Origin of the sequence: Dyella sp. (genome assembly GCF_051954575.1) — a bacterium.
Classification (GTDB): domain Bacteria; phylum Pseudomonadota; class Gammaproteobacteria; order Xanthomonadales; family Rhodanobacteraceae; genus Dyella_B.
Genome location: NZ_JBQCHP010000183.1, coordinates 19,534 through 39,120, shown reverse-complemented (window position 1 = coordinate 39,120; position 19,587 = coordinate 19,534). Strand labels below are relative to the sequence as shown.

Annotated in this window: 17 protein-coding genes; 7 read left to right on the top strand and 10 right to left on the bottom strand. The window is 62.4% G+C overall.

From position 1 onward, the window contains the following. Positions 1 to 126: 126 nt before the first annotated feature. Positions 127 to 480: a hypothetical protein gene (locus ACTHNE_RS21470; RefSeq protein ID WP_324937032.1), complete on the top strand. Its 354-nt coding sequence runs from the start codon at positions 127 to 129 to the stop codon at positions 478 to 480. Positions 481 to 521: 41 nt separating this feature from the next. Here ACTHNE_RS21470 and ACTHNE_RS21465 read toward each other — a convergent pair whose 3' ends face one another. The 10 genes from ACTHNE_RS21465 to ACTHNE_RS21420 all read right to left on the bottom strand — a co-directional run bounded on the left by ACTHNE_RS21465 (position 522) and on the right by ACTHNE_RS21420 (position 14,057). Next, on the bottom strand, positions 522 to 2,516 hold the full coding sequence (locus ACTHNE_RS21465) for an SPFH domain-containing protein (protein WP_324937030.1): 1,995 nt from the start codon (positions 2,514 to 2,516) through the stop codon (positions 522 to 524). Between the two features lie 542 nt (positions 2,517 to 3,058). Then, entirely contained in the window at positions 3,059 to 3,358 is a 300-nt protein-coding gene (locus tag ACTHNE_RS21460; RefSeq protein WP_324937028.1) for a hypothetical protein, read from the bottom strand. A 94-nt stretch (positions 3,359 to 3,452) separates the two neighbouring features. Next, positions 3,453 to 4,238, bottom strand: a complete 786-nt coding sequence (locus ACTHNE_RS21455; protein WP_324937026.1) for a M15 family metallopeptidase — start codon at positions 4,236 to 4,238, stop codon at positions 3,453 to 3,455. 152 nt (positions 4,239 to 4,390) lie between these two features. After that, positions 4,391 to 5,389: a YncE family protein gene (locus tag ACTHNE_RS21450; protein WP_440270282.1), complete on the bottom strand. Its 999-nt coding sequence runs from the start codon at positions 5,387 to 5,389 to the stop codon at positions 4,391 to 4,393. Positions 5,390 to 5,459: 70 nt separating this feature from the next. Further along, positions 5,460 to 6,824 (bottom strand): sensor histidine kinase, encoded by a 1,365-nt coding sequence (locus ACTHNE_RS21445; protein WP_440270281.1) that lies wholly within the window; start codon positions 6,822 to 6,824, stop codon positions 5,460 to 5,462. Then, on the bottom strand, positions 6,825 to 7,508 hold the full coding sequence (locus tag ACTHNE_RS21440) for a response regulator transcription factor (RefSeq protein WP_324937020.1): 684 nt from the start codon (positions 7,506 to 7,508) through the stop codon (positions 6,825 to 6,827). It abuts the gene before it with no gap. A 51-nt stretch (positions 7,509 to 7,559) separates the two neighbouring features. After that, positions 7,560 to 10,217, bottom strand: a complete 2,658-nt coding sequence (locus ACTHNE_RS21435; protein ID WP_440270280.1) for a TonB-dependent receptor — start codon at positions 10,215 to 10,217, stop codon at positions 7,560 to 7,562. Positions 10,218 to 10,579: 362 nt separating this feature from the next. Next, complete coding sequence (locus ACTHNE_RS21430) at positions 10,580 to 12,982, bottom strand: ATP-binding cassette domain-containing protein (protein ID WP_440270279.1); 2,403 nt, start codon at positions 12,980 to 12,982, stop codon at positions 10,580 to 10,582. A 181-nt stretch (positions 12,983 to 13,163) separates the two neighbouring features. Beyond that, positions 13,164 to 13,574, bottom strand: a complete 411-nt coding sequence (locus ACTHNE_RS21425) for a VOC family protein (protein WP_324938059.1) — start codon at positions 13,572 to 13,574, stop codon at positions 13,164 to 13,166. 30 nt (positions 13,575 to 13,604) lie between these two features. Beyond that, positions 13,605 to 14,057 (bottom strand): helix-turn-helix transcriptional regulator, encoded by a 453-nt coding sequence (locus ACTHNE_RS21420; RefSeq protein ID WP_324938056.1) that lies wholly within the window; start codon positions 14,055 to 14,057, stop codon positions 13,605 to 13,607. A 190-nt stretch (positions 14,058 to 14,247) separates the two neighbouring features. Here ACTHNE_RS21420 and ACTHNE_RS21415 point away from each other — a divergent pair, with 190 nt between their 5' ends. The 6 genes from ACTHNE_RS21415 to ACTHNE_RS21390 all read left to right on the top strand — a co-directional run bounded on the left by ACTHNE_RS21415 (position 14,248) and on the right by ACTHNE_RS21390 (position 19,189). Then, positions 14,248 to 14,832: an RNA polymerase sigma factor gene (locus ACTHNE_RS21415; RefSeq protein ID WP_324938054.1), complete on the top strand. Its 585-nt coding sequence runs from the start codon at positions 14,248 to 14,250 to the stop codon at positions 14,830 to 14,832. Next, positions 14,829 to 15,452, top strand: coding sequence for a zf-HC2 domain-containing protein (locus ACTHNE_RS21410; RefSeq protein ID WP_324938052.1), 624 nt, complete (start codon positions 14,829 to 14,831; stop codon positions 15,450 to 15,452). Before ACTHNE_RS21415 ends, ACTHNE_RS21410 begins: the two co-directional genes overlap by 4 nt. Next, positions 15,449 to 16,687: a S8 family peptidase gene (locus ACTHNE_RS21405; RefSeq protein WP_440270278.1), complete on the top strand. Its 1,239-nt coding sequence runs from the start codon at positions 15,449 to 15,451 to the stop codon at positions 16,685 to 16,687. Before ACTHNE_RS21410 ends, ACTHNE_RS21405 begins: the two co-directional genes overlap by 4 nt. Before the next feature lie 24 nt (positions 16,688 to 16,711). Next, a complete protein-coding gene (locus ACTHNE_RS21400; RefSeq protein WP_324938048.1) occupies positions 16,712 to 17,389 on the top strand; it encodes a TorF family putative porin in 678 nt (225 codons plus the stop codon). 120 nt (positions 17,390 to 17,509) lie between these two features. After that, the gene (locus ACTHNE_RS21395; protein ID WP_324938046.1) at positions 17,510 to 18,598 is read left to right on the top strand and encodes a hypothetical protein; all 1,089 of its coding nucleotides are present in this window, start codon (positions 17,510 to 17,512) and stop codon (positions 18,596 to 18,598) included. A 189-nt stretch (positions 18,599 to 18,787) separates the two neighbouring features. Beyond that, entirely contained in the window at positions 18,788 to 19,189 is a 402-nt protein-coding gene (locus ACTHNE_RS21390; RefSeq protein ID WP_324938043.1) for an RcnB family protein, read from the top strand. The last annotated feature ends 398 nt before the right edge of the window (positions 19,190 to 19,587 follow it).

Here is a 19,587-nt window from a genome sequence, read left to right as displayed (position 1 = left end):
GGATGCTCTAACCACCTGCCTGCCGGCACGCATCCCCCACCGGAGGGGGGCATCTCGTTTCTGGAACCGGATTAATAGCTTCCTGATATCGACCGGCACGGGCCGCTTATGCAACGAACCTATTCCATGTTCCCGCTCGGAGCGCCTGGGATAGGCCTGGTGCTGCTGCGGCTGTGCCTGGCCGCATCATTATGGCCGTTCCTTGGCAGCGCATTGTGTTCGCCGCCGGGCCAAGTGATGTTCTGGGCCGTGATCGGCACAGCGCTGGCGTTGCTGCTCGGCCTGCTTACGCCGGTGGCGTGCGGGCTTTGCATCGTTCTGGCCGGCCTTGAAGCGATTACCCCGGCGCATCCCTTGCTGGTGCACATGGTGCCGCTGGCATTGAACGCGGTCGCCCTGGTGTTGCTCGGGCCTGGCGCCTATTCGGTGGACGCGCGCCTGTATGGGCACCGGGTGCTTACCCTGCCGGACAAGCGCTGAAGCAGCCACCGCGCACTTGGCGGCGCGGTGGCTGTTGCTCGTTACGATTGGCTGGTGTGATTGGCACCGGCGTCGGCGGATTCCAGTTTTTCCGCCATGAACACATTCGCCAACTGCGCCAGCGTGGCAAGCGCATTGCCGCCTTCGGTGCCCACCGCGATCTTCGGCACAATCGCGATCTGGCCTTCGCGCAAGGCGTCTGCGAACTGCCGGCCGAGATCGTTGATCAACTGCATGCGTGCACCTTCGCCGGTGAGGGCTTCGGCCTTGGCGCGGATCGCATTGGCTTCGGCTTTACCGACCGATTCGGTCGCGGCGGCCTTGCCTTCGCCCACTGCGATCTGGCGCCTGCGCTCGGCTTCCGCATTGATGTTGATCACCTGCGCTTCCTTGGTGGCGGCGGCGATCGCGGCGTCGCCTTCGTTGGTTTTGATCTTGACGTTGATCTCGGACTTGGTGAGCTCGGTCTGGATCTGCGTGCGAGCCTGTGCCTCGCGCAGGGTGCGTTCCTTGATTGCGGCTTCCTGCTGCTGTTGATAGGTATCCATCTGCTCCTTCGCCACCTGGCGATCGCGCAACTGATTGAGAATGGTGTCGATGCGCTGGCCCGAGGCATCGCCAGCGCTACCATGCGGCGTGCCGATCAGCACTTCCTGCAACTCGAGGTTGTAGGCGGCGAAACGTTCCTGCATGTCGACGCTCGCCTTCTGCTGGATTTCCGCACGTTCGTGCAGCAGTTCCAGCAAGGTCTTGGTCTGTCCGGTGTTCTTGAAATACGCCGAGACCATCGGATCGAGCGTCTGGTCGACCAGGCGCTTGATGTCACCGAAACGTTGCACAACCAGCGGTGCCTTGCGGTAGTCGATGTGCACTACCACGGAGAGCGGCATCAGCGGTTCGAACGCGTCCTTGGTGATCAGCGCCACTTCCGAGAGGTTCTCGTCGTACTTGTGCGCGTTGGTCACTTCCTTGGACCATTTCAGGATGAAGTTGGTGGTCGGCACCAGCTGGATCTTGCCAGCGTAGGTATTGAAGGCGTACTTGCCCGGCAGCAACGGCTCCTTCCATACACCGCGGCAACCGTTGTCGACCAGCTCGCCATGCGAATAGCCATCGCCGGAACGATCCGCGCCGGTCTTGCCGAAATACGACACCACTACGCCCACGCTGCCTACCGGCACCACGGTCTTGCGGATGAATTCCACCGTGGCGAACAGGCGATTCAAGTAATACGTACCTTCCACCAATACTTGATGCTGGCGACCGCGGCGGCCACCGGCGCGCAGGAACGCATTGATGTTCTGGAAGTTGTTGTGGAAGGTGGCCTTGTTGGCCGGGTCTTCGCCCACACGCGGGGCCACGATTTCATCCGGCGGCAGCACCGGGCCATCATGGATGGTCACCACGCCCAGCACGTCGCGAGGGTCTTCATCGGCGCGCTCGGATCTGTCCATCACGCCGGCGGTGGAGGCGACGCCACCGATCACCACCGGCATGAAGCCATTGCGCTCGCCCAGCACGCGGCCCATCTTGTCGACGGTGTCTTTCTCTTCATCCGACAGCAGCAAGCCATGCACGCGCGCCGCCGTGATGATCGCAAACTGCGCCACGTTGATGGCATGCGTACCCTCGCGAAGAATCGCGCGCTGCGGACCCTTCTGGCCGCCGGCGCGCAGGAACGCGGCCACATCCTCCACCCCGGCGTCGACCAGCGCACCGAGCGTCTGGCCGTCCACCAGCTCGTTTCCGTCGCGCGCAAAGATGTACCCGATCTCGCCCTGCGGAATCGTCACCAGATCCACCTTGTGCACACGGAACTGGAACGGAAAGAAATAATGAATACCGCCGCGCAACACCTGCGGCTGAAAACCGACTTCACCGTTCAAGGCGATCAGGCCGCGCGTAAGCGACGCCGCACCCCACAGCCGCTCGACGATGCCGACGCGATCGTTGGGAATGTAGACGATGGCGTTGGACGCGAACGTCAACGCCACCAGCACGGCTACAGTTACTGCAGACGCAATAAGTACAAACATGGTTGTAAGTCCCTGTGAGAAATGTGCCTGACGCGCAGTCAGGGCCGTTATGCAAAAGACGCCAGGCCGGATTTGGGCCGAGCCTGGCCGCAACCCGTGCTTGCGCTCGGGCTGAAGGTTGAAAAAACGGTTGAGTGGTTACGCGCTATCGACGTCGTCGGTCGATGGCTCCATCAAGCGAGCCGAATCGGTAAGACGTGGAAAACGCAATGGATAGTCGGCGCATGGCGATGACCAGGAGCGAACATGCGCTCGGAGTCGTTCATGGTTCGAATGAGGTTTGGGGAAAGGTGCGCTCGCTGGAGAGAGGCTAAGCTGCGGCTGTCTTTCTTGGCGCACCGAAACGAGCAGGACACTGAAAGATGCGGATCATGTTGGCCGGTCGGTTGACCTTGGATGCGCGCATTCTACGCCTGATTTTTTGAGGGTGGTGTGACGTTATAACGTGCACCACAAAACATCTGTCGGTTGGGTTAGCGCAGCGTAACCCAACAATGCCGCATAGACACGTTGGGTTACGCTTCGCTAACCCAACCTACGGATCAAATGCCGTCGATGATCACCATCTTTCCGGTCGACTTCGTCAACTCGACGATCCAGTGAAATCCCGGATTGTTGAATTCCGGCTTTGCTTCAAATAAGAAATCCGCCGTATCGCCGCAGTCGAATCCAGGCGAAACGTTCACCCTGTCCAGACGGAATCTTCCGGACTTCCGGAAAAACTCGCGCACTTCCGGAAGCCTATCGGAAAAGAAACGTCGACTCATGTCGTGGCAGTTATTTGTCTGCGCAAAACAAGATCCGTTAATCAAGATGGCTGCGATAACGACGATCGATTTCATTCGACATCACCAAAAAAGTGCAATCAGCACGTAGGCCGGGGTACAGACTCCAACGTTTTTATAGGCACGGCGATGTTGGAGTTTGCACTCCAACCTACGGGATATGCCGGACCGGGAAATTGAAGTACGTGCTGGGATACGGTTCGTTCTTCAGCGTAAAGTGCCACCATTCTGTATCGAGCGGTACAAAGCCCGCATCGACCATCAGCGATTGAAGCAGAAGCCGATTGGCCTTCGCTTGCGCGGTGATGTTTTGGAACGATGGATGCGATGCTTCGTTGAAACAGTCGTAGCCGGTGCCGAAATCCAGGCTGTTGTCGGGAACGCGCGCTGCAGCGGGCGCGGTGCAATCGGCCAGCTTTGTCTGGTCGTCTACGTGCGAAATGCTGCTGCCTAGCGGCACGATGGTCAGGTCGATCGTGCTGCCGCGGCTGTGGCCGGAATGGGCGGCGATATAGCCTTCGTCGAACAGGCGATCCTTAGGTACCGATACGTAGAACTCGGCTTTCATCTTCGTGGCATGCGGATCGGCGGCCCAGTGCACGAAATCGTCGACGGCGCTTTGCGGGCGGTAGCAGTCGTAGGCTTTCAAGGTGAGGCCCAGCGGCAGCAGCTTGGCTTCGACGTTCTTCAGCGCGGAAGCGGCGCCTTCAGTGAGCAGGCATGCGGGTTCGTCGTAGCCGTGGATACGGCGGCCGACGAAGTTGTGGTTGGAGAAGTAGCGTATGTCGAACTGCATGGTCGGGATGACGCGGCTGAGGTCGACGATATCTTGCGGGCGTCGCGGTTCGCGCTTCGTATCGTCGGTAGCGGGAGCTGCAAAGGTCGATACGCAGTAGAGCGCAATGAGGGGCGCAGCGAAGTGGTTTTTGTTTTTCATGCTGCCCCCTGGAATGAAGCTCCCCGTTTGATAGCACAAAGGCGGACGCGCGTGGGTGGGTTGGCCGCATGGTTTGAATTCATCGCAAGATTGCTTCACCCCCCAACCCTCCCCTACTACACGTAGGGGAGGGAGCAGGTCGCACTCCGATTTTAATGGCCGGCGACCACCAGCAATGTGAAGCCTCTTACCGGCTTGCCCTTCTGAGCCACTTTGGCGCCGACGAGATAAATCTTATCGGCTGCTGTATCGAGCGCCATGGTGCGCGCGCTCTTCATGGTGGGCACGTCGGCAAGCTTGGTGTACTTATCGGCCGAATCCTGGTGGATGACGTTCAACACGCCTTCGCGGCTGGAGCTGAACACGGTGTGCGTTTGTGAGTCGTAAGTGGCTGCATCGGGTTCCTTACCGACGGCGATCTTGGCCACCTGATGGCCGTCGGTGGCATCGGTGACGATCATCCAGCCGTTGGCGCACACGGAAAACAACCGTTTGTTCGCACTATCCAGCGCCAGGCCGGTCGGACCTTCGCACGGCGCGAGCGGCCAGGTGTGCAGGACTTTGCCGGCCTTGATGTCGATATGCGCGAGCTCGCCCTTGTCTTCGATATTGACGTAGACGTTGCCCTGGCCATCGCTGGTCGCAAATTCCGGATTGCCGTCGAGCGCGATGGTGGCCAGCTCCCTGTTCTTTACCGGGTCGATGGTGCTGACGTTGTTGCTGTCGCCGTTCATCGCCAGCACGTACCGAGTGGCCGGTTCATAGATGATGGCGTCCGGATCCTTGCCGCTTACGGGGATATGGCTGAGCACCTTGAGCGTATCCAGGTCGATCACGCTGATGTCGTTGCCGTGACCATTGCTCGCGTAGGCGCGATGCAGCTCCGACACCAGTGCCACGCCGTGCACGTGTTTCATGCCGGGAATTTCCTGCACCAACCTGCCGCTGTTCGCATCGACGACCATGACGCGATCATCGCGCGCGATGAAAAGACGGTGCGTGGGAGCATCCAGCGTCACGTAATCCCAGCTGCCGGCGCCGCCAAGCACATGTTGCTGCGCCAGCTTATAGGCGCTCGCGCCCGGCTCGGCACTCCAGGCCGAAGCACTGAGCAGGCCGGCCACGATCAAAGTCCATGCGATTTTTTTCATAGTGTTGCCCCTTGACGGTTTTTGCGAATGGGTAAATTCGGCGCAGCATGGTGTGGGCTACGCGCTTTTGCTATGAGGGAAAGTCCAGTTGCACGCGCAAGCCCGGGTTGGCGTCGCCGAGCGCGAGCGCAATGCCATGCAGGTCGGCCACGGCGGCTACCAGCGACAGGCCCAGGCCGCTGCCGGGCGAACTGCGCGCGGCATCGAGGCGCACGAATCGCTTCAGTACCCGGCTTCGTTCCTCCGACGGGATGCCGGCGCCCGCGTCTTCGATAACCAGCCGGCAGCCGTGCTCGGTGGTGTCGAGTTTGACGCTGACGGGTGTTCCCAACGGCGTATGGTGCAACCCATTCTCAAGCAGGTTCACCAGCATTTGTGTAAGCAGCAAGGCATCGCCATGAACGTGCACGCCGGTGGCAATCGCGGCCGTGAACGGACGCTCCTCGTCTTCCATCACTGGACGATAATCATCGACCAACCGCTCGAGCAATGCAGACAAGGCCACGTCCGCAAAACCTTCGCGCCGCTGCCGGCTTTCGACCTTGGCGATGCGCAACAAGGCGGCAAACGTATCCAGCACACTGTCGACGTCGGCCACGGCGCGCTCGCAGGCCTTACCGTAGGCCTCCACACTCGTGGCTTCTTCCATCGCCGCTTCCAGGCGCTGGCGCATATGCGTGAGCGGCGTACGCAAGTCGTGCGCGATGTCGTTCGACACCTGGCGCAGGCCTTCCACCAGGCTCTGAATGCGCTCGAGCATGCTGTTCAAGGAGAACGCCAGCCGATCAAATTCATCGCCGCGGCCGGTCACCGCGACACGCGCGGCGAGGTCGCCTGCCGCGATGCGCGAGGCTGCATCGGCGATCGCTTCCACGCGGCGCAGGTAGCTGCCCGCAGTCACCATGCCGCCCACTAGCGCGAGCACCACGGCGGCCAGTCCCGCCCAGGTAAAGACGCTTTTCAGCAGTGCGTCCAACTGGTCGACGCTGGCCAGGTCGCGCCCGACCACCACCGTGTTGCCGTCGTCCTGCACGGCGCCGAAGACCAGTATCCGACGCACTAGATCTTTGCCGTCCCGCGGTCCTTCGTCCTGCTCGATCGTGCTCCAGCCTGGCGTCGGTTCTTTCAGGATATCGCCGACGATCAGCTTGTGGTGTGCGTCGAACAAACTGTAGTCGTAGGCGCCTCTGGGCACCTGGGCGAGAGAACGCCGTATCGAGCCTGCACGCTGGGCGGCCGGATGCGCGATCACTTCCGCGAATTCGTCGGCGATGGTTTGCCGCAACTGGTTTTCGATGTAGTGGCGCGCGGCGAACCAGGAGACGAGGAACAGCGTCAAGGCGATCAATGCGAACAGCAGTGCCTGCAGCACCGCCAGGCGGAACGCTGCGCTGCGCAGCCGTGCGCCCACATGCACGTTCACTTTCAGGGGCATTCAATGCCCCTGCTTGACGGACAGCATGTAGCCTTCGCCGCGCACCGTGCGCAGGATGCGCGGGCCGACCTCGCGCTCGATCTTGCTGCGCAGGCGGCAGACGTGCGTATCGACCAGGTTGGTATGCGGCGAGGATTGAAAGCCCCATACATGTTCGAGCAGCATGCTACGCGTGACCACTTCATCGGCGTGCAGCGCGAAATATTTCAGCAGATCCCACTCACGCGGCTGCAGGTGGATTTGCTTTCCGGCACGATGCACGCGCTGCATGGCCAGGTCCAGTTCCAGCTCGCCCACGCGCAGCAGCGTCATGCTGTTCGCATGGGCGCTGCGGCGGGAAATCGCGTTGAGCCTGGCGATCAATTCGTTCAAGGCGAACGGCTTGCCGAGATAGTCGTCGGCGCCGGCTTCCATGCCGTCGATGCGCGCGTCCACATCGCCGAGCGCGGTGAGCATGAGCACGCGCGCCTGCGTGCCGCAGCCGCGGAGCTTCTTCAAGATGCTCATGCCGTCGAGCGCGGGCAGCATGCGGTCGAGCACGATCACGTCGTAGTCGTGCGCGCAGGCACGCAGCAGGCCTTCGTTGCCGTCGCCGCTCTCGTCCACGGCGTGTCCCTTCGCGCGCAAACCCGAGGACACATAGGTCCTCGTGTCGATATCGTCTTCGACCAGCAGAATTTTCATGGCGTCATGCGATCCGGATTGGGGCGAGGCTAGAGCACTCGCCCCGCGCGGTCAAAAGTGAAAGCGCACACCTGCCAGGTACGTCACGTCATAGAACTCGCGCTGAATCGGGCGATCGGGCGTGCCCTGGTAGAACGCGTGCGGCGTATTGAGCAGATTCTTGACGGCGAAGTAGATGCTCCAGTTTTCCGGAAAATCGTAGCTGGCGCTGAAATCCATCGAGGTGCGCGAAGCATTGAACACGTCGCTGCTGCGATCGGTGCCGATGGCGAACAGGTCGGCCGAGACCGAATAAGCCGCAAGATTCAACGACAGCCCCGCGCGCTTGTAGAAGATCGACGCGTTCCAGGTGTTCTTCGAGGTGGACGGCAGCAGCGAGTACTCGCCCGGACGGATTTCAAAACGCGAATCGACCCAGGTGTAGTTGGCGCCGGCGCCCAGGCCCATCAGCCAGTCGGGAAGATTCTGGAACTGCTGGTTCCAGTTCAGTTCCAGGCCGCGTGCGTAGGACGAGCCGGCATTCTTGTACGTGTATACACGCAGCGGTTGGGAGCTGCCCGGAAACAGGCTGCTATCGAATGCCTGCGTGGTCTGCACGGGAACGATGTAGTTGGAGATTTCCTTGTCGAACACGCCCACCGAGACGATGCCGGCGTTCGGCAGGTATTTCTCGAAACTCGCATCGACACTGTTGGCGGTGGCCGGCTTGAGGTTGGGGTTGCCGGTCTGCACGGTGCCCGAGCCCAGATCGACCGACAAGGACGGATTGGACTGGTTGAAGCCGGGGCGTGCGATGGTCGATGAATAGGCCACGCGCACCAGCATGTTTTCGCCCAGGTCATAGCGGAACTGCAGGCTGGGGAAAACGTTGTGGTAGTTGTGCCGGCTGTTGACCGGGTTGGCGAACGGGTTGCCCGAGGCATCCACGCCGGCCGAGTAGGCATGGCTGCGGTCGCGCGTCTCTTCGTAACGCACGCCGCCGAGGATGCCGAGGTTGCCGTAGGTGCCCAGGTATTCGCCGTAGCCGGCGTAGATGTCTTCGTGCTCGTCCAGGAACTGCTGCTGCGCGGCCAGTATTTCGTTTGCGCCGATCGTGCCGTAGCCGAAGATGCGCTGCAGTGCGCCCGGCGCGATGTCCACGCCGTTCTGGTAGATGCCGTCGTAATAGGTTTCGTTGCTGCCGCTGGCCACTTGCGACATCGAGATCGGGTTGAAGGCCACGTTATACGGCTGCGAATTGGTCTGCTTGTGACGCTGGCGCACGCTCACGCCAAAGTTGAGCGACTGGTCGGTCAGGCTGCCCCAATTCACCGGCGTCTTGGAATTGATGGCATAGGTCATTTCACGGTCGAAGTTGTACGCCGTGTCGTTGTTGATGCCCGTCAGCGTGTAATTGGCCGGATCCAGGTAACCGGGCGCGCCGCTGATGGTGTACACCGGGACGTGCCCCGGGCCTGAGTTGTTATAGGTGACCAGGCCTTGCGCACCATCGGGCGCATTGTAGGTAAAGGTGGAGTTGTAGTCGTACGGCTTCTTGTACGTGCCTTCCACATAGGCCACGTGATAGTCGATGTTGGTACCGCCCAGCTCGTTCTGGCCGCCAAGCATGTAGAAGCGCTCGGTGGAGGTTTCCCGCTCATCGCGCAGCGCTTTAGTGATCGCGCCGGGAAAGGTCAAGGTATCCTGCAGCTGGCCATTCGGCAGCACCGTGGTGTTGCCGTCCGGGATCACGTCGAAGTACTGGCGCTCGTAGACTTCCGTGTAGCCCGCCTCGAATGCGCGGAAGTACCACTGGTTTTCATCGTCGATCTGGTAGCCCATGTCCAGCGCGTAACCATGGCGGCGACGATGCAGTTCGTAGTCGCGCTGCTCGATGTCGTTCACCGCCTGATACGGGTGGGCGCTGTCGTTGAAATAGGCCGGTTCCACGTCGTCGATGCCGCGCCCGTCGTTGTGCTTGGACGCGGTCACGGTGATCCAGAAATTGTTGAAGCGGCCGCCGCCGGTGAGCGAGAAATTGGTCACGCCGGTGCTCCGCAGGGGCTCGTAACCGCCGCCCACGTCGCCCTCGAAAAAGCCGCCCTGTTCTTCCGGCGCCGTCTTGGGCAGCACTTCGATGGTACCGCCCAGCGCTTCGGCATCCTGGCTGGGCAGGTTGGACTTGGTGACCTTGATCGCGCCGATGAAGCCGGTGGGAATGGAATCGAGCGCCATGCCGCGATAGCCGCCGAATGGCGATGCGTTGTTGGTGGGCAGCAGGCGCACGCCGGCGTAGGTGGTGCTGTTCAAGTCGGCGTCGAAGCCGCGAATGTTGACGTAGCGGCCTTCGCCTTCGTCGGTTTCCATCGAGATGCCTGGAATGCGCCGCACCGCTTCGGCGGTGTTGACGTCCGGTAGCGCGCGGATTTCGTCGCCGGTACGGATGTTGATCAGGTTCGGCGCGTTCTGCTGGGTCGCGCGCGCCATTTCCTCGGTGGTGCGCGGCGCCACCACGTGCACGCCCTGCAGATCCTTCACTTTTTTCTTGTCGCTCTTGCCGGCATCGTCGCTGTCCGCATCCGTCGCCGTCGTGGAGGTGTTTGCGGCCGGGCCGTGGTCGCCGCTTGCGGGCGCGCTTTGGGCCCATACGCTGGCTGGCGCGCAGAGCGCAGCCAGGCTCATGGAAACGGCGTAACTGAGCAAAGCCTTGCGTAAAGCTGAAGATTGCATGGAGCGAGCCTCAAATTTGTGAAAAAGCTCCCTGGCGGCGCATGCGGACATGCGTCGGCGGGTGGTGCAGGGATAGCCGTTTCAAACTAGGCGTCGCGTATGACGGTTGTGTTGCTGTCGATTGACGATGCGGTAAGGAAGCATTGGGGTGCGTGCGTCCGCATCATCTCCGTTGAACCCCAGCTACGCGATGATTGCTCCCTCCCCTGCGCAAGTAGGGGAGGGTTGGGGTGGGGTTGTTTGGGCTTGCCGCATTGTTGATATCTGTCGCGAGGTTGCATAACCCCACCTTAGCCCTCCCCTACTTGCGCAGGAGAGGGGACAGATGCGGCACACCAAGGCTCGACGTCAAACAGCTCGTTTTATCTTGCACGGGCGCGCGCGCCGACATAAGCGGCGAGATGCTCACCGGTCAGCGTGGAACGTGCCGCGACCAGCTCGGCGGGTGTGCCTTCGAACACGACGCGTCCACCTTCATGCCCGGCGCCGGGGCCGAGATCGATGATCCAGTCCGCATGCGCCATCACCGCCGGGTGATGCTCGATCACGATCACCGACTTGCCGGCATCGACCAGCTTGTCGAGCAGGCCGAGCAGTTGTTCGACATCGGCAAGATGCAGGCCGGCGGTGGGTTCGTCGAGCACGTAAACGCCGCCCTTTTCCGCCATATGCGTGGCCAGTTTCAAGCGCTGGCGCTCGCCGCCGGATAGCGTGGTGAGCGGCTGGCCCAGGCTGAGGTAGCCGAGGCCGACGCCAGCGAGACGTTCGAGGGTCGCGTGCGCAGCCGGATTCTTCGCTTTCCCTGCGCCAAAGAACGCTTCGGCTTCGCTCACCGGCATCGCCAGCACTTCGCTGATGTCGCGTCCGCCGAGCTTGTACTTGAGCACCGACGGCTGGAAGCGTTTGCCTTCGCATTCCTCGCAGGGCGTGGCGACGCCGGCCATCATCGCCAGGTCGGTATAGATCACGCCGGCACCATCGCAGGTGGGGCATGCGCCTTCGGAGTTGGCACTGAACAGTGCGGGTTTGACGTTGTTGGCTTTCGCAAACGCGTTGCGGACCGGATCGAGCAGGCCCGTATACGTTGCCGGGTTGCTGCGGCGCGAGCCCTTGATGGGTGCCTGATCGATCGATACCACGCCGCCCTGTCCGGATACCGAACCGTGAATCAGCGAGCTCTTGCCCGATCCGGCCACGCCGGTGATCACCACCAATACGCCTAGCGGAATGTCGACGTTGACGCGCTTGAGGTTGTGCGTATCGGCGCCACGCACCTTCAATGCAGCGGATGAGGCGCGCACCGATGCTTTCAAGCGAACGCGATCATCCAGATGCCCGCCGGTAAGCGTGCCGCTGGCGCGCAACCCCTCGACGCTGCCCTCGAACACTACTTCCCCGCCCGCGCTGCCCGCGCCGGGGCCCAGATCGACAACGTGATCGGCGATCGCGATGACCTGCGGCTTGTGTTCCACCACCAGCACGGTATTGCCCTTGTCGCGCAACCGCAGCAGCAGTTCGTTCATGCGCTGGATGTCGTGCGGATGCAGGCCGGTGGTGGGCTCATCGAACACATAGGTGACGTCGGTGAGCGCGGAACCGAGATGGCCGATCATCTTCACGCGCTGCGCCTCGCCGCCCGACAACGTGCCCGATGGCCGGTCGAGCGAGAGATAACCCAGCCCGATTTCCACGAACGAGTCGAGCGTGTGCTGCAACGCCTTCAGCAATGGCGCCACTGATGGTTCGTCGAGCGCGCGCGCCCATGCGGCCAGATCGCTGATCTGCATCGCGCAGGCATCGGCGATGTTGATCTTCTTGATCTTCGAGGATCGCGCCGCTTCGGCGAGCCGCGTGCCGCCACAATCAGGACACGTCGTGAAGGTAACCGCCCTATCCACGAACGCACGGATATGCGGTTGCATCGCCTCCTTGTCCTTGGACAGCATCGATTTCTGGATGCGCGGAATCAGTCCCTCGTAAGTCATGTTGATGCCCGCGATCTTCATGCGGGTCGGTTCGCGATGGAGAAAATCCTGCAGCTCTTTCTTGCTGAACTTGCCGATCGGCTTGTCCGGATCGTAGAAGCCCGATGCGGCGTAGAGCCGATAATTCCAGCCACCGGCCTGGTAGCCGGGAATGGTGAGCGCGCCTTCGTTGAGCGATTTGCTGTCGTCGTAGAGCTGTGCCAGGTCGATGTCGCTGACCGAGCCCATGCCTTCGCAGCGCGGGCACATGCCGCCGGTGCGCGAGAAAGTCTGCTTTACCGCCTTGCTGTTGCCGCGCTCGACCGTGATTGCGCCCACCGCCTTCACCGACGGTACGTTGAAGGCGAATGCGCTGGGCGGACCAATATGCGGTTTGCCGAGCCGGCTGAACAGGATGCGCAACATCGCGTTGGCGTCGGTCACCGTGCCAACGGTGGAGCGCGCGTTCGCGCCGATGCGCTCCTGGTCGACGATGATCGCGGCGGTCAAGCCTTCCAGCACGTCCACCTCCGGTCGTGCCAAGGTCGGCATGAAACCTTGCACGAACGCGCTGTAGGTTTCGTTGATCAGCCGCTGCGATTCGGCGGCGATGGTGTCGAACACCAGCGAACTTTTGCCGGAACCGGAAACGCCGGTGAACACTGTCAGGCGGCGCTTGGGGATGGCGATGCTGATGTTCTTGAGGTTGTTTTCGCGTGCGCCGTGCACGCGGATCAGGTCGTGGCTGTCGGCGGTGTGCGACGCGGGCGATGGAGTGCTCTTCCGTGCGGTCTTGCTCATCGAGTGTCCTCTTGATCAACATCGAACTTCAACTCGCCACATACCGTCCCCTCCCTTACGTGTAGTAGGAGAGGGTTAGGGTGGGGTGAAGCTGTCTCGCCGTGAATTTGAATAGCGCGGCAAGCTCGTGCAACCCCACCCCGACCCTCCCCTGTACGCAGGGGAGGGAGCAGCATCGGGCTCAGCGCAACTGCTGGATACGGATGAGGTTGCCCGCCGGGTCGCGAATGGCGCAATCGCGCACGCCGTACGGCTGGTCGGTGGGCTCCTGCACGATTTCCACCTCGCGGCGCTGCACCCGCTCGAAGGTGCCGGCCAGATCCCTGGTCGCCAGCAGCAAAGTAGCGTAGGTGCCCTTGGCCATCATCTCGGCGATAGTGCGGCGCTCTTCGTCGGTGATGCCGGGATAGGCCGCCGGCGGCGCCAGCACGATCGAGGTGCCCGGCTGGTTGGGCGGGCCGACCGTGATCCAGCGCATGCCGCCGTAGCCGACGTCGTTGCGCACCTCGAAGCCGAGGGTGTCGCGGTAGAAGGCCAGGGAGGCGTCCGGGTCGTTGTGCGGGAGGAAGCTGGCGTGAATGGTGATGTCCATGGCGGTCCGTCTGGTTGAGTGAAGACGCGGTCAGTCTAGTTGCGGCTCGTCGACCGGCGCTTCTCGATTCCTGATCGGTTTGGTGACCTGCCGGGCCACGCAGGAGGGCATGCCCTCGATCGCGCGCGCCTCCCTTTCGCGACGCAGATAAGCGCTGGGCGAAATGCCGACCAGTTCGGTGAAGCGCGTGCTGAAGGTGCCCAGCGAGGCGCAGCCGACCGCGAAACACACCTCGGTGACGCTGAGGTCGCCGCGGCGCAGCAAGGCCATCGCGCGCTCGATCCGCCGGGTCATCAGGTAGGCATACGGCGATTCGCCATACGCGCGCCGGAACTGGCGGCTGAGATGCCCGGCCGACATGCCGATGCCATGCGCCAACGCTTCCACGTCGAGCGGCTGCTGGTATTGGCGATCGATCCGGTCGCGTACGCGGCGCAGGCGGGCGAGGTCGCGCAGGTAGTGCGGTGTGGCGGGGTTGCTCATCGGCGGGATCGTGGCATGCCGGGCGGGGCGGGCTCAATCTCCCAAAACGCATGGCTGCCCCTCAGCGTCATTCCGGCGAAAGCCGGAATGACGCTGAGGGGCGATAGGCATTTCAAGATATGTAGCCTGATTGAACCAACCCACCGCAAAGGCGTATGAATCACCATACAGCCACGCGTGGAGAGCAACCGTGCGCAGCAGGCGGGCAGGTTCGGCAGGGGACGGCGTTTCCGTGGATGAGGAAGCCGCCCTGCTGGCGCGTGTGGCAGCGGAAGAAAGGGATGCGTTCGAAGTGCTCTATCGCCTGTACAGCCCACGCCTGCAGCGCTTCGTGCGCGGCATGATCAAGCAGACGGCGCTGGTGGAGGAGATTCTGGACGACACCATGATGGTGGTCTGGCGCAAAGCCTATACCTTCAACCATCAATCGAAAGTGTCGACCTGGATTTTCGCGATCGCTTACCGCCAATCCTTGAAAGCGCTGAAACGGCTTGGCGCACCGGAAGAAACCGATCTGGACGAGCGCACCGAGACATCGGCACCCGGCCCCGACGACGCCCTGCAGCAGCAAGAAGTGCGCAAGCATCTGGACGATGCGTTGCACACCCTGTCGCCCGAGCAGCGGGCAGTGATGGAGCTCACCTACTACTTCGGCTACGCCTGCCGCGAAATCGCCCAGATCATGGGTTGCCCGGTCGATACGGTGAAGACGCGCATGTTCTATGCGCGGCGCAAGCTCAAGGCATCGCTGGCATCGCGCCGGGAGGCCATATGAATGGTCGGGTGATCAAGTTCGAAGGCCCGGTGCATGCGCAGGCCGACCGGCTGCTGCCCTGGTACGTGAACGGCACGCTGGATGACGACGAGCGCGCGCAGGTGGAACATCATCTGGCCGAGTGCGCGCCGTGCCGGCAGGAAGCCGCGTGGCTGCGTGCGGTGCAGGAGCAGTTCGTCGAGCAGGCGGACAAAGACGAGGTGTCGCCGAAGCTGCGGCGCCTGCACCGGCGCGTCGCCAGGTTGCACGGCGCGCCGCGCACTTCTTCCACCTGGCATCGCCGCGAAAAGACGCTGGCCTGGCTTGCGGCGGTGCAGGCGGCGGTGATCCTCGGCTTGAGCGTGATCGTGCTTCATCCGCAGCACGACAGCTATCGCACGCTGAGCGCAGCGGGCAGCCAGGATGCCCTGCTGGTGGTGATGTTCGATCCGCACACACGCGAAGCGCAGATGCGCGAGCTGGTGCGCAGCAGTCATGCACGCATTGTCGGTGGACCTACCGAAACGGGTGCTTACGTGCTGCGCGTGCCCGAGGCGCGCAGCGCAGCCACGCGCAAGATGTTGCTCGGTTCGCCGCAGGTGACCCTGGTGGAAGACCTGAGTGCGGGCGGCCATCCATGAAGCGACTGCACGCGCTTATCGTTGCGCTGGCGGCGGGGCTTTGCGCCGCAGCTCACGCACAAGCGCCGCCGCAGGTGCTGGTGATGTTGCGCGCTGCGCCGCCTCATCTGCATGCCGCGGACGGCTACGCGGCGGCTTATGTCGCATCGCCCGATGAAACGGCGCGCATGCACGTCGCGCGCGAACTTGCCCGGCAGTACGGTTTGCAATTGATCGACAACTGGCCGATGCCGGCGCTGGGCGTGGATTGCTTCGTGATGCGTGTCGGCGCCGGCAGCTCGGCAAGCGATATGGCACAGGCGCTATCACACGATGCGCGAGTGGAATCGGCCGAACCCAGGCAAACCTTCCACACGCTGGCCAGCAACGATCCGCTGTATGCGCTGCAACCGGTCGCCACGCATTGGCATATCGCCGAACTGCATGCATTGGCCACCGGCAAGAACATCGCCATCGCTGAAGTGGATAGCGGCGTGGACGCTGCGCAACCCGACCTGGCCGGGCAGATCGTCGAACAACGCAATTTCGTGGACGACGGCACCTATCGCGCGGAACTGCATGGCACCGAAGTGGCCGGCATCATCGTCGCGCGCGAAGGCAATGGCGTGGGTATCGTCGGCGTGGCGCCGCGGGCGCGATTGCTCGCACTGCGCGCGTGCTGGCAACTGGCGGACGGCAGCGCCAGCGCCGCTTGCGACAGCTTCACCTTGGCCAAGGCCTTGCAATATGCGCTGGAAAAGCACGTACGCATCATCAACCTCAGCCTGACCGGACCGGACGATCGCCTGCTGCGGCGCCTGCTGGATGCGGCGCTGGCCGGGCACGTCACGGTGGTGGGCGCGGTGGACAACATGGCTGCCGACGGCGGCTTTCCGGCGTCCTACCCGGGCGTGCTGGCGGTGGCGGGCGAGCATGCCAATGTGCGGCGCGGCGATGCATGGCTCGCGCCGGCCGAGGACATTCCCACTACCCAGCCCGGCGCGCGCTGGAGCCTGGTCAACGGTTCGTCGTTTGCGGCGGCGGAAGTCAGCGGACTGGTGGCGCTGTTGCATGAGCTGTCACCGGATCTCACGCCGGCGCAGCTGCGTGACGCCTTGCATGCGAGATCTGCGCTAGGCTTCGCGTCACTGCGGCCCATGACGATCGACGCGTGCGCCGCCGTGGCGCAGCTGAGCCATCGTTGCACGTGCGGCTGCGCCGCCACGCATGCGTCCCTGGGAGTGCCGCGCCGATGAGCATGCCTCGTGTTACGAACCGTCGTGGCAGTTCTTGTCGTCCTGTTCGCCGTGCAGGCCCGTGCGCAGATGACGGGCAGCGCCACCTTGGTTTCCGACTACCGTTTTCGCGGGGCTTCGCTCAGCGATGATCGTCCGGCTGCGCAACTGGCGTTCGACTACGACTGGGCCGCAAGCGGCTGGTATGCAGGAGGCATGATGTCCAGCGTACGACTTGATGCGCGTGATGCCGTGCAAGCCCTGGTCGATGCGGGCTATGCGCATCGCGTGCGCACGGATCTGAGCTGGGAAGCCGGCGTGCGTTACTCGCGCTTTACCGGCCACGAGTCGTATGCGTATGCCGAGGTTTACACGGGATTGGCCTATCGCCAACTGATGGGACGTCTTTACTACGCGCCCAATTACTTCAACGCCGGTTATCCGGCGTGGTACGGCGAACTCGACGGCAACCATGTTTTGTCGGGGCGATGGTATGTGTTTGCGCATGCAGGCTATCTGCGGCGCAGCGGCGACGTGGCGGACTATCACGCCAGTCGCTTTCGTGCCGATGTCCGGGCTGGCATCGGCGTGAACCTGGCGCCTTGCAATGTCCAGTTGAGCTGGACGACGACGCGCGGCGCTTCCGATGCCGTGCTTGGCTATCCCTCTGCTGCAGGCACCACCCGCAACGCCTGGGTGCTGAGCCTCTCGTATGCGTGGTGATGCTATGGGCGTGGGCATCCGTCTGATCTGAAGACCGAAGCAAGACGACGCACGAACTTCCCATGTACGGCACGGGGAGCAAGGGGGATTTTACGTTCATCCCTTAAGGAGGGATCTGTCATGAGACGCATGCTGTTCAAACACAAACTCGTTCATTCCGTCGTTACAGGCCTGGTCGTTGCGGGGGTGGCGGCGGGTGTTTTGTACTCCAGGGCCGCGGCGGCGCAGAGCGATACCGGCCACGTGCTGATCGCCGACCAGTTCAACAACCGCGTGATCGAGGTGGATCGCAAGACGCATAAGGTGGTGTGGCATTTCGGCAACGGTTCGGACTTGCCCGGCCCGCACAGCGTGGTGGGCGTGAACGATGCCGAGCGGTTCGGACCGTTCACGCTGATCTCCGGCACCGGCACGCCGCCGGGCTTGCCCGGGTGCTCTGACACGGTCAACGGCTGCCCGGACAATCGCGTGTTCATCGTCGACCCCAACGGCACCATCATCTGGCAATACGGCCAGGCCGGCGTCAGCGGCGCGGGGCCAAACCAGTTGAATACGCCGGTGCAGGCGCTATTCCTGATCAACTTTCCATATCATCCGGGACCGCATGTGCTGATTGCCGACCAGGCCAACCAGCGCGTCATTCTGGTCAACCTGCATCACCGGATCGTGTGGCAGTACGGCACCACCGGCGTAAGCGGCATGGGGCCGAACCAGCTCAATAATCCCAACAGCGGCGAGGTGCTGGAGAACGGACATATCCTGATTGCGGACGAGAGCAACGATCGCGTGATCGAGATCCGGCCCAACGGCACATTGGTCAAGACGTTCACCGCAGGCGGCACGGTGAGCGGCGCGGCGTTTGCCAGTCGCCTGCCGAACGGCGACACGCTGATCAGCGATTCCAACAACAACCGCATCGTGGAGGTGAACGGCAACGATCAGGTGGTGTGGCAGTACGTCACCAACTTGCAGGCGGGCAGCAATCCTTCGCCGGCGCCGACGCGCGCGGTGCGCCTGCACAACGGTGATACGCTGATCAGCGACCAGTTCAACGATCGCGTGATCGAGGTCGACAAGGCGGGGCACATCGTGTTCCAGCAAGGTGATCTGAACATGCCCGGCGATGGCTTCAACGATCTGAATGGCCCTTACGACGCCAAGCAGATCGGCGACTTCACCGGCCTGACGCCGCCGTTCGACCCGGATTGACGGTTCATGCATGGACGGCCAAACGAAGCCCCGCCCCATGGCGGGGCTTCTTTCTGAAGGATGCAAAACAGCGCACACTCGCCGCAAGCTTCGGGACGGATGCCGTTCAGGTGGTTTGGTTAGTCTCACCTGCACGGCAATAGGCCGTATCGACGGCACCAACCATCAGGCGCCTACAGGGAAACCATTATGAAACGACATCTGCTTGCGCTGGCTTTGCTTTCCGCTGTGCCCATGGTGATGGTTAGCACGGCTGCCGTTGCGCAAGGGCGTGGTCACGACCACGACCAAGGCTGGCAGGATGATGATCACGGCCATGGTCACGGCCACGGGCACGACCGCGACGATCGCGGCTGGCACGACGACGACCATCACGACCACGGCCGCCACCTTGGCTGGGACAAGCATTACCGCCGCGGCGAATACCTGCCGGAGCGTTACCGGGTACGCGAGTACTACGTCGAGGATTACGGCCGTTACCGCCTGCGCCCGCCGCCGCCGGGTTATGGCTGGTATCGCAGCGACGATGGCGAGTACGTGCTGGTGGCGATTGCGACCGGGTTGATCGTGCAGGAGTTGTTGGGGCAGTAAGCACACGCTCCCCTGCGTAGGTTGGGGTGCAAACCCCAACCTAGGGTGTATGTGCGCATGGCAATGTTGGGGTTCGCACCCTGATCTATCCCCACAATTTGCTGGAGAAACGGAACCGCGCGCGGACGTGGACCATTGCCTGCGGCGCTTTCGGTCCCTAAAGGGACCGAGTCACTTTTCTTTGCTGGCCCAAAGAAAAGTAACCCAAAGAAATGGCCTCAAAGGCTCACAGCATGGGAGGGATACAAGCCTGAACCTTTCCATCGATACGAAAGTTGCTCGCCCAAGGTTATACGTCCCGGCTATTCCGCGAGGCGTCGAGGCACTGAGGGCTTAAAGCAGACCTCGACGTTTGGCGGGCTCGCTTTAAGCCCTCAGCGCTAGGACGCCTCGCGGTA

Bases quoted from the DNA above. Each gene is read 5' to 3' on its own strand.
- ACTHNE_RS21470 (WP_324937032.1), top strand. From the start codon at position 127: ATGTTCCCGCTCGGAGCGCCTGGGATAGGCCTGGTGCTGCTGCGGCTG.
- ACTHNE_RS21465 (WP_324937030.1), bottom strand. From the start codon at position 2,516: ATGTTTGTACTTATTGCGTCTGCAGTAACTGTAGCCGTGCTGGTGGCG.
- ACTHNE_RS21460 (WP_324937028.1), bottom strand. From the start codon at position 3,358: ATGAAATCGATCGTCGTTATCGCAGCCATCTTGATTAACGGATCTTGT.
- ACTHNE_RS21455 (WP_324937026.1), bottom strand. From the start codon at position 4,238: ATGAAAAACAAAAACCACTTCGCTGCGCCCCTCATTGCGCTCTACTGC.
- ACTHNE_RS21450 (WP_440270282.1), bottom strand. From the start codon at position 5,389: ATGAAAAAAATCGCATGGACTTTGATCGTGGCCGGCCTGCTCAGTGCT.
- ACTHNE_RS21445 (WP_440270281.1), bottom strand. From the start codon at position 6,824: ATGCCCCTGAAAGTGAACGTGCATGTGGGCGCACGGCTGCGCAGCGCA.
- ACTHNE_RS21440 (WP_324937020.1), bottom strand. From the start codon at position 7,508: ATGAAAATTCTGCTGGTCGAAGACGATATCGACACGAGGACCTATGTG.
- ACTHNE_RS21435 (WP_440270280.1), bottom strand. From the start codon at position 10,217: ATGCAATCTTCAGCTTTACGCAAGGCTTTGCTCAGTTACGCCGTTTCC.
- ACTHNE_RS21430 (WP_440270279.1), bottom strand. From the start codon at position 12,982: ATGAGCAAGACCGCACGGAAGAGCACTCCATCGCCCGCGTCGCACACC.
- ACTHNE_RS21425 (WP_324938059.1), bottom strand. From the start codon at position 13,574: ATGGACATCACCATTCACGCCAGCTTCCTCCCGCACAACGACCCGGAC.
- ACTHNE_RS21420 (WP_324938056.1), bottom strand. From the start codon at position 14,057: ATGAGCAACCCCGCCACACCGCACTACCTGCGCGACCTCGCCCGCCTG.
- ACTHNE_RS21410 (WP_324938052.1), top strand. From the start codon at position 14,829: ATGAATGGTCGGGTGATCAAGTTCGAAGGCCCGGTGCATGCGCAGGCC.
- ACTHNE_RS21405 (WP_440270278.1), top strand. From the start codon at position 15,449: ATGAAGCGACTGCACGCGCTTATCGTTGCGCTGGCGGCGGGGCTTTGC.
- ACTHNE_RS21395 (WP_324938046.1), top strand. From the start codon at position 17,510: ATGAGACGCATGCTGTTCAAACACAAACTCGTTCATTCCGTCGTTACA.
- ACTHNE_RS21390 (WP_324938043.1), top strand. From the start codon at position 18,788: ATGAAACGACATCTGCTTGCGCTGGCTTTGCTTTCCGCTGTGCCCATG.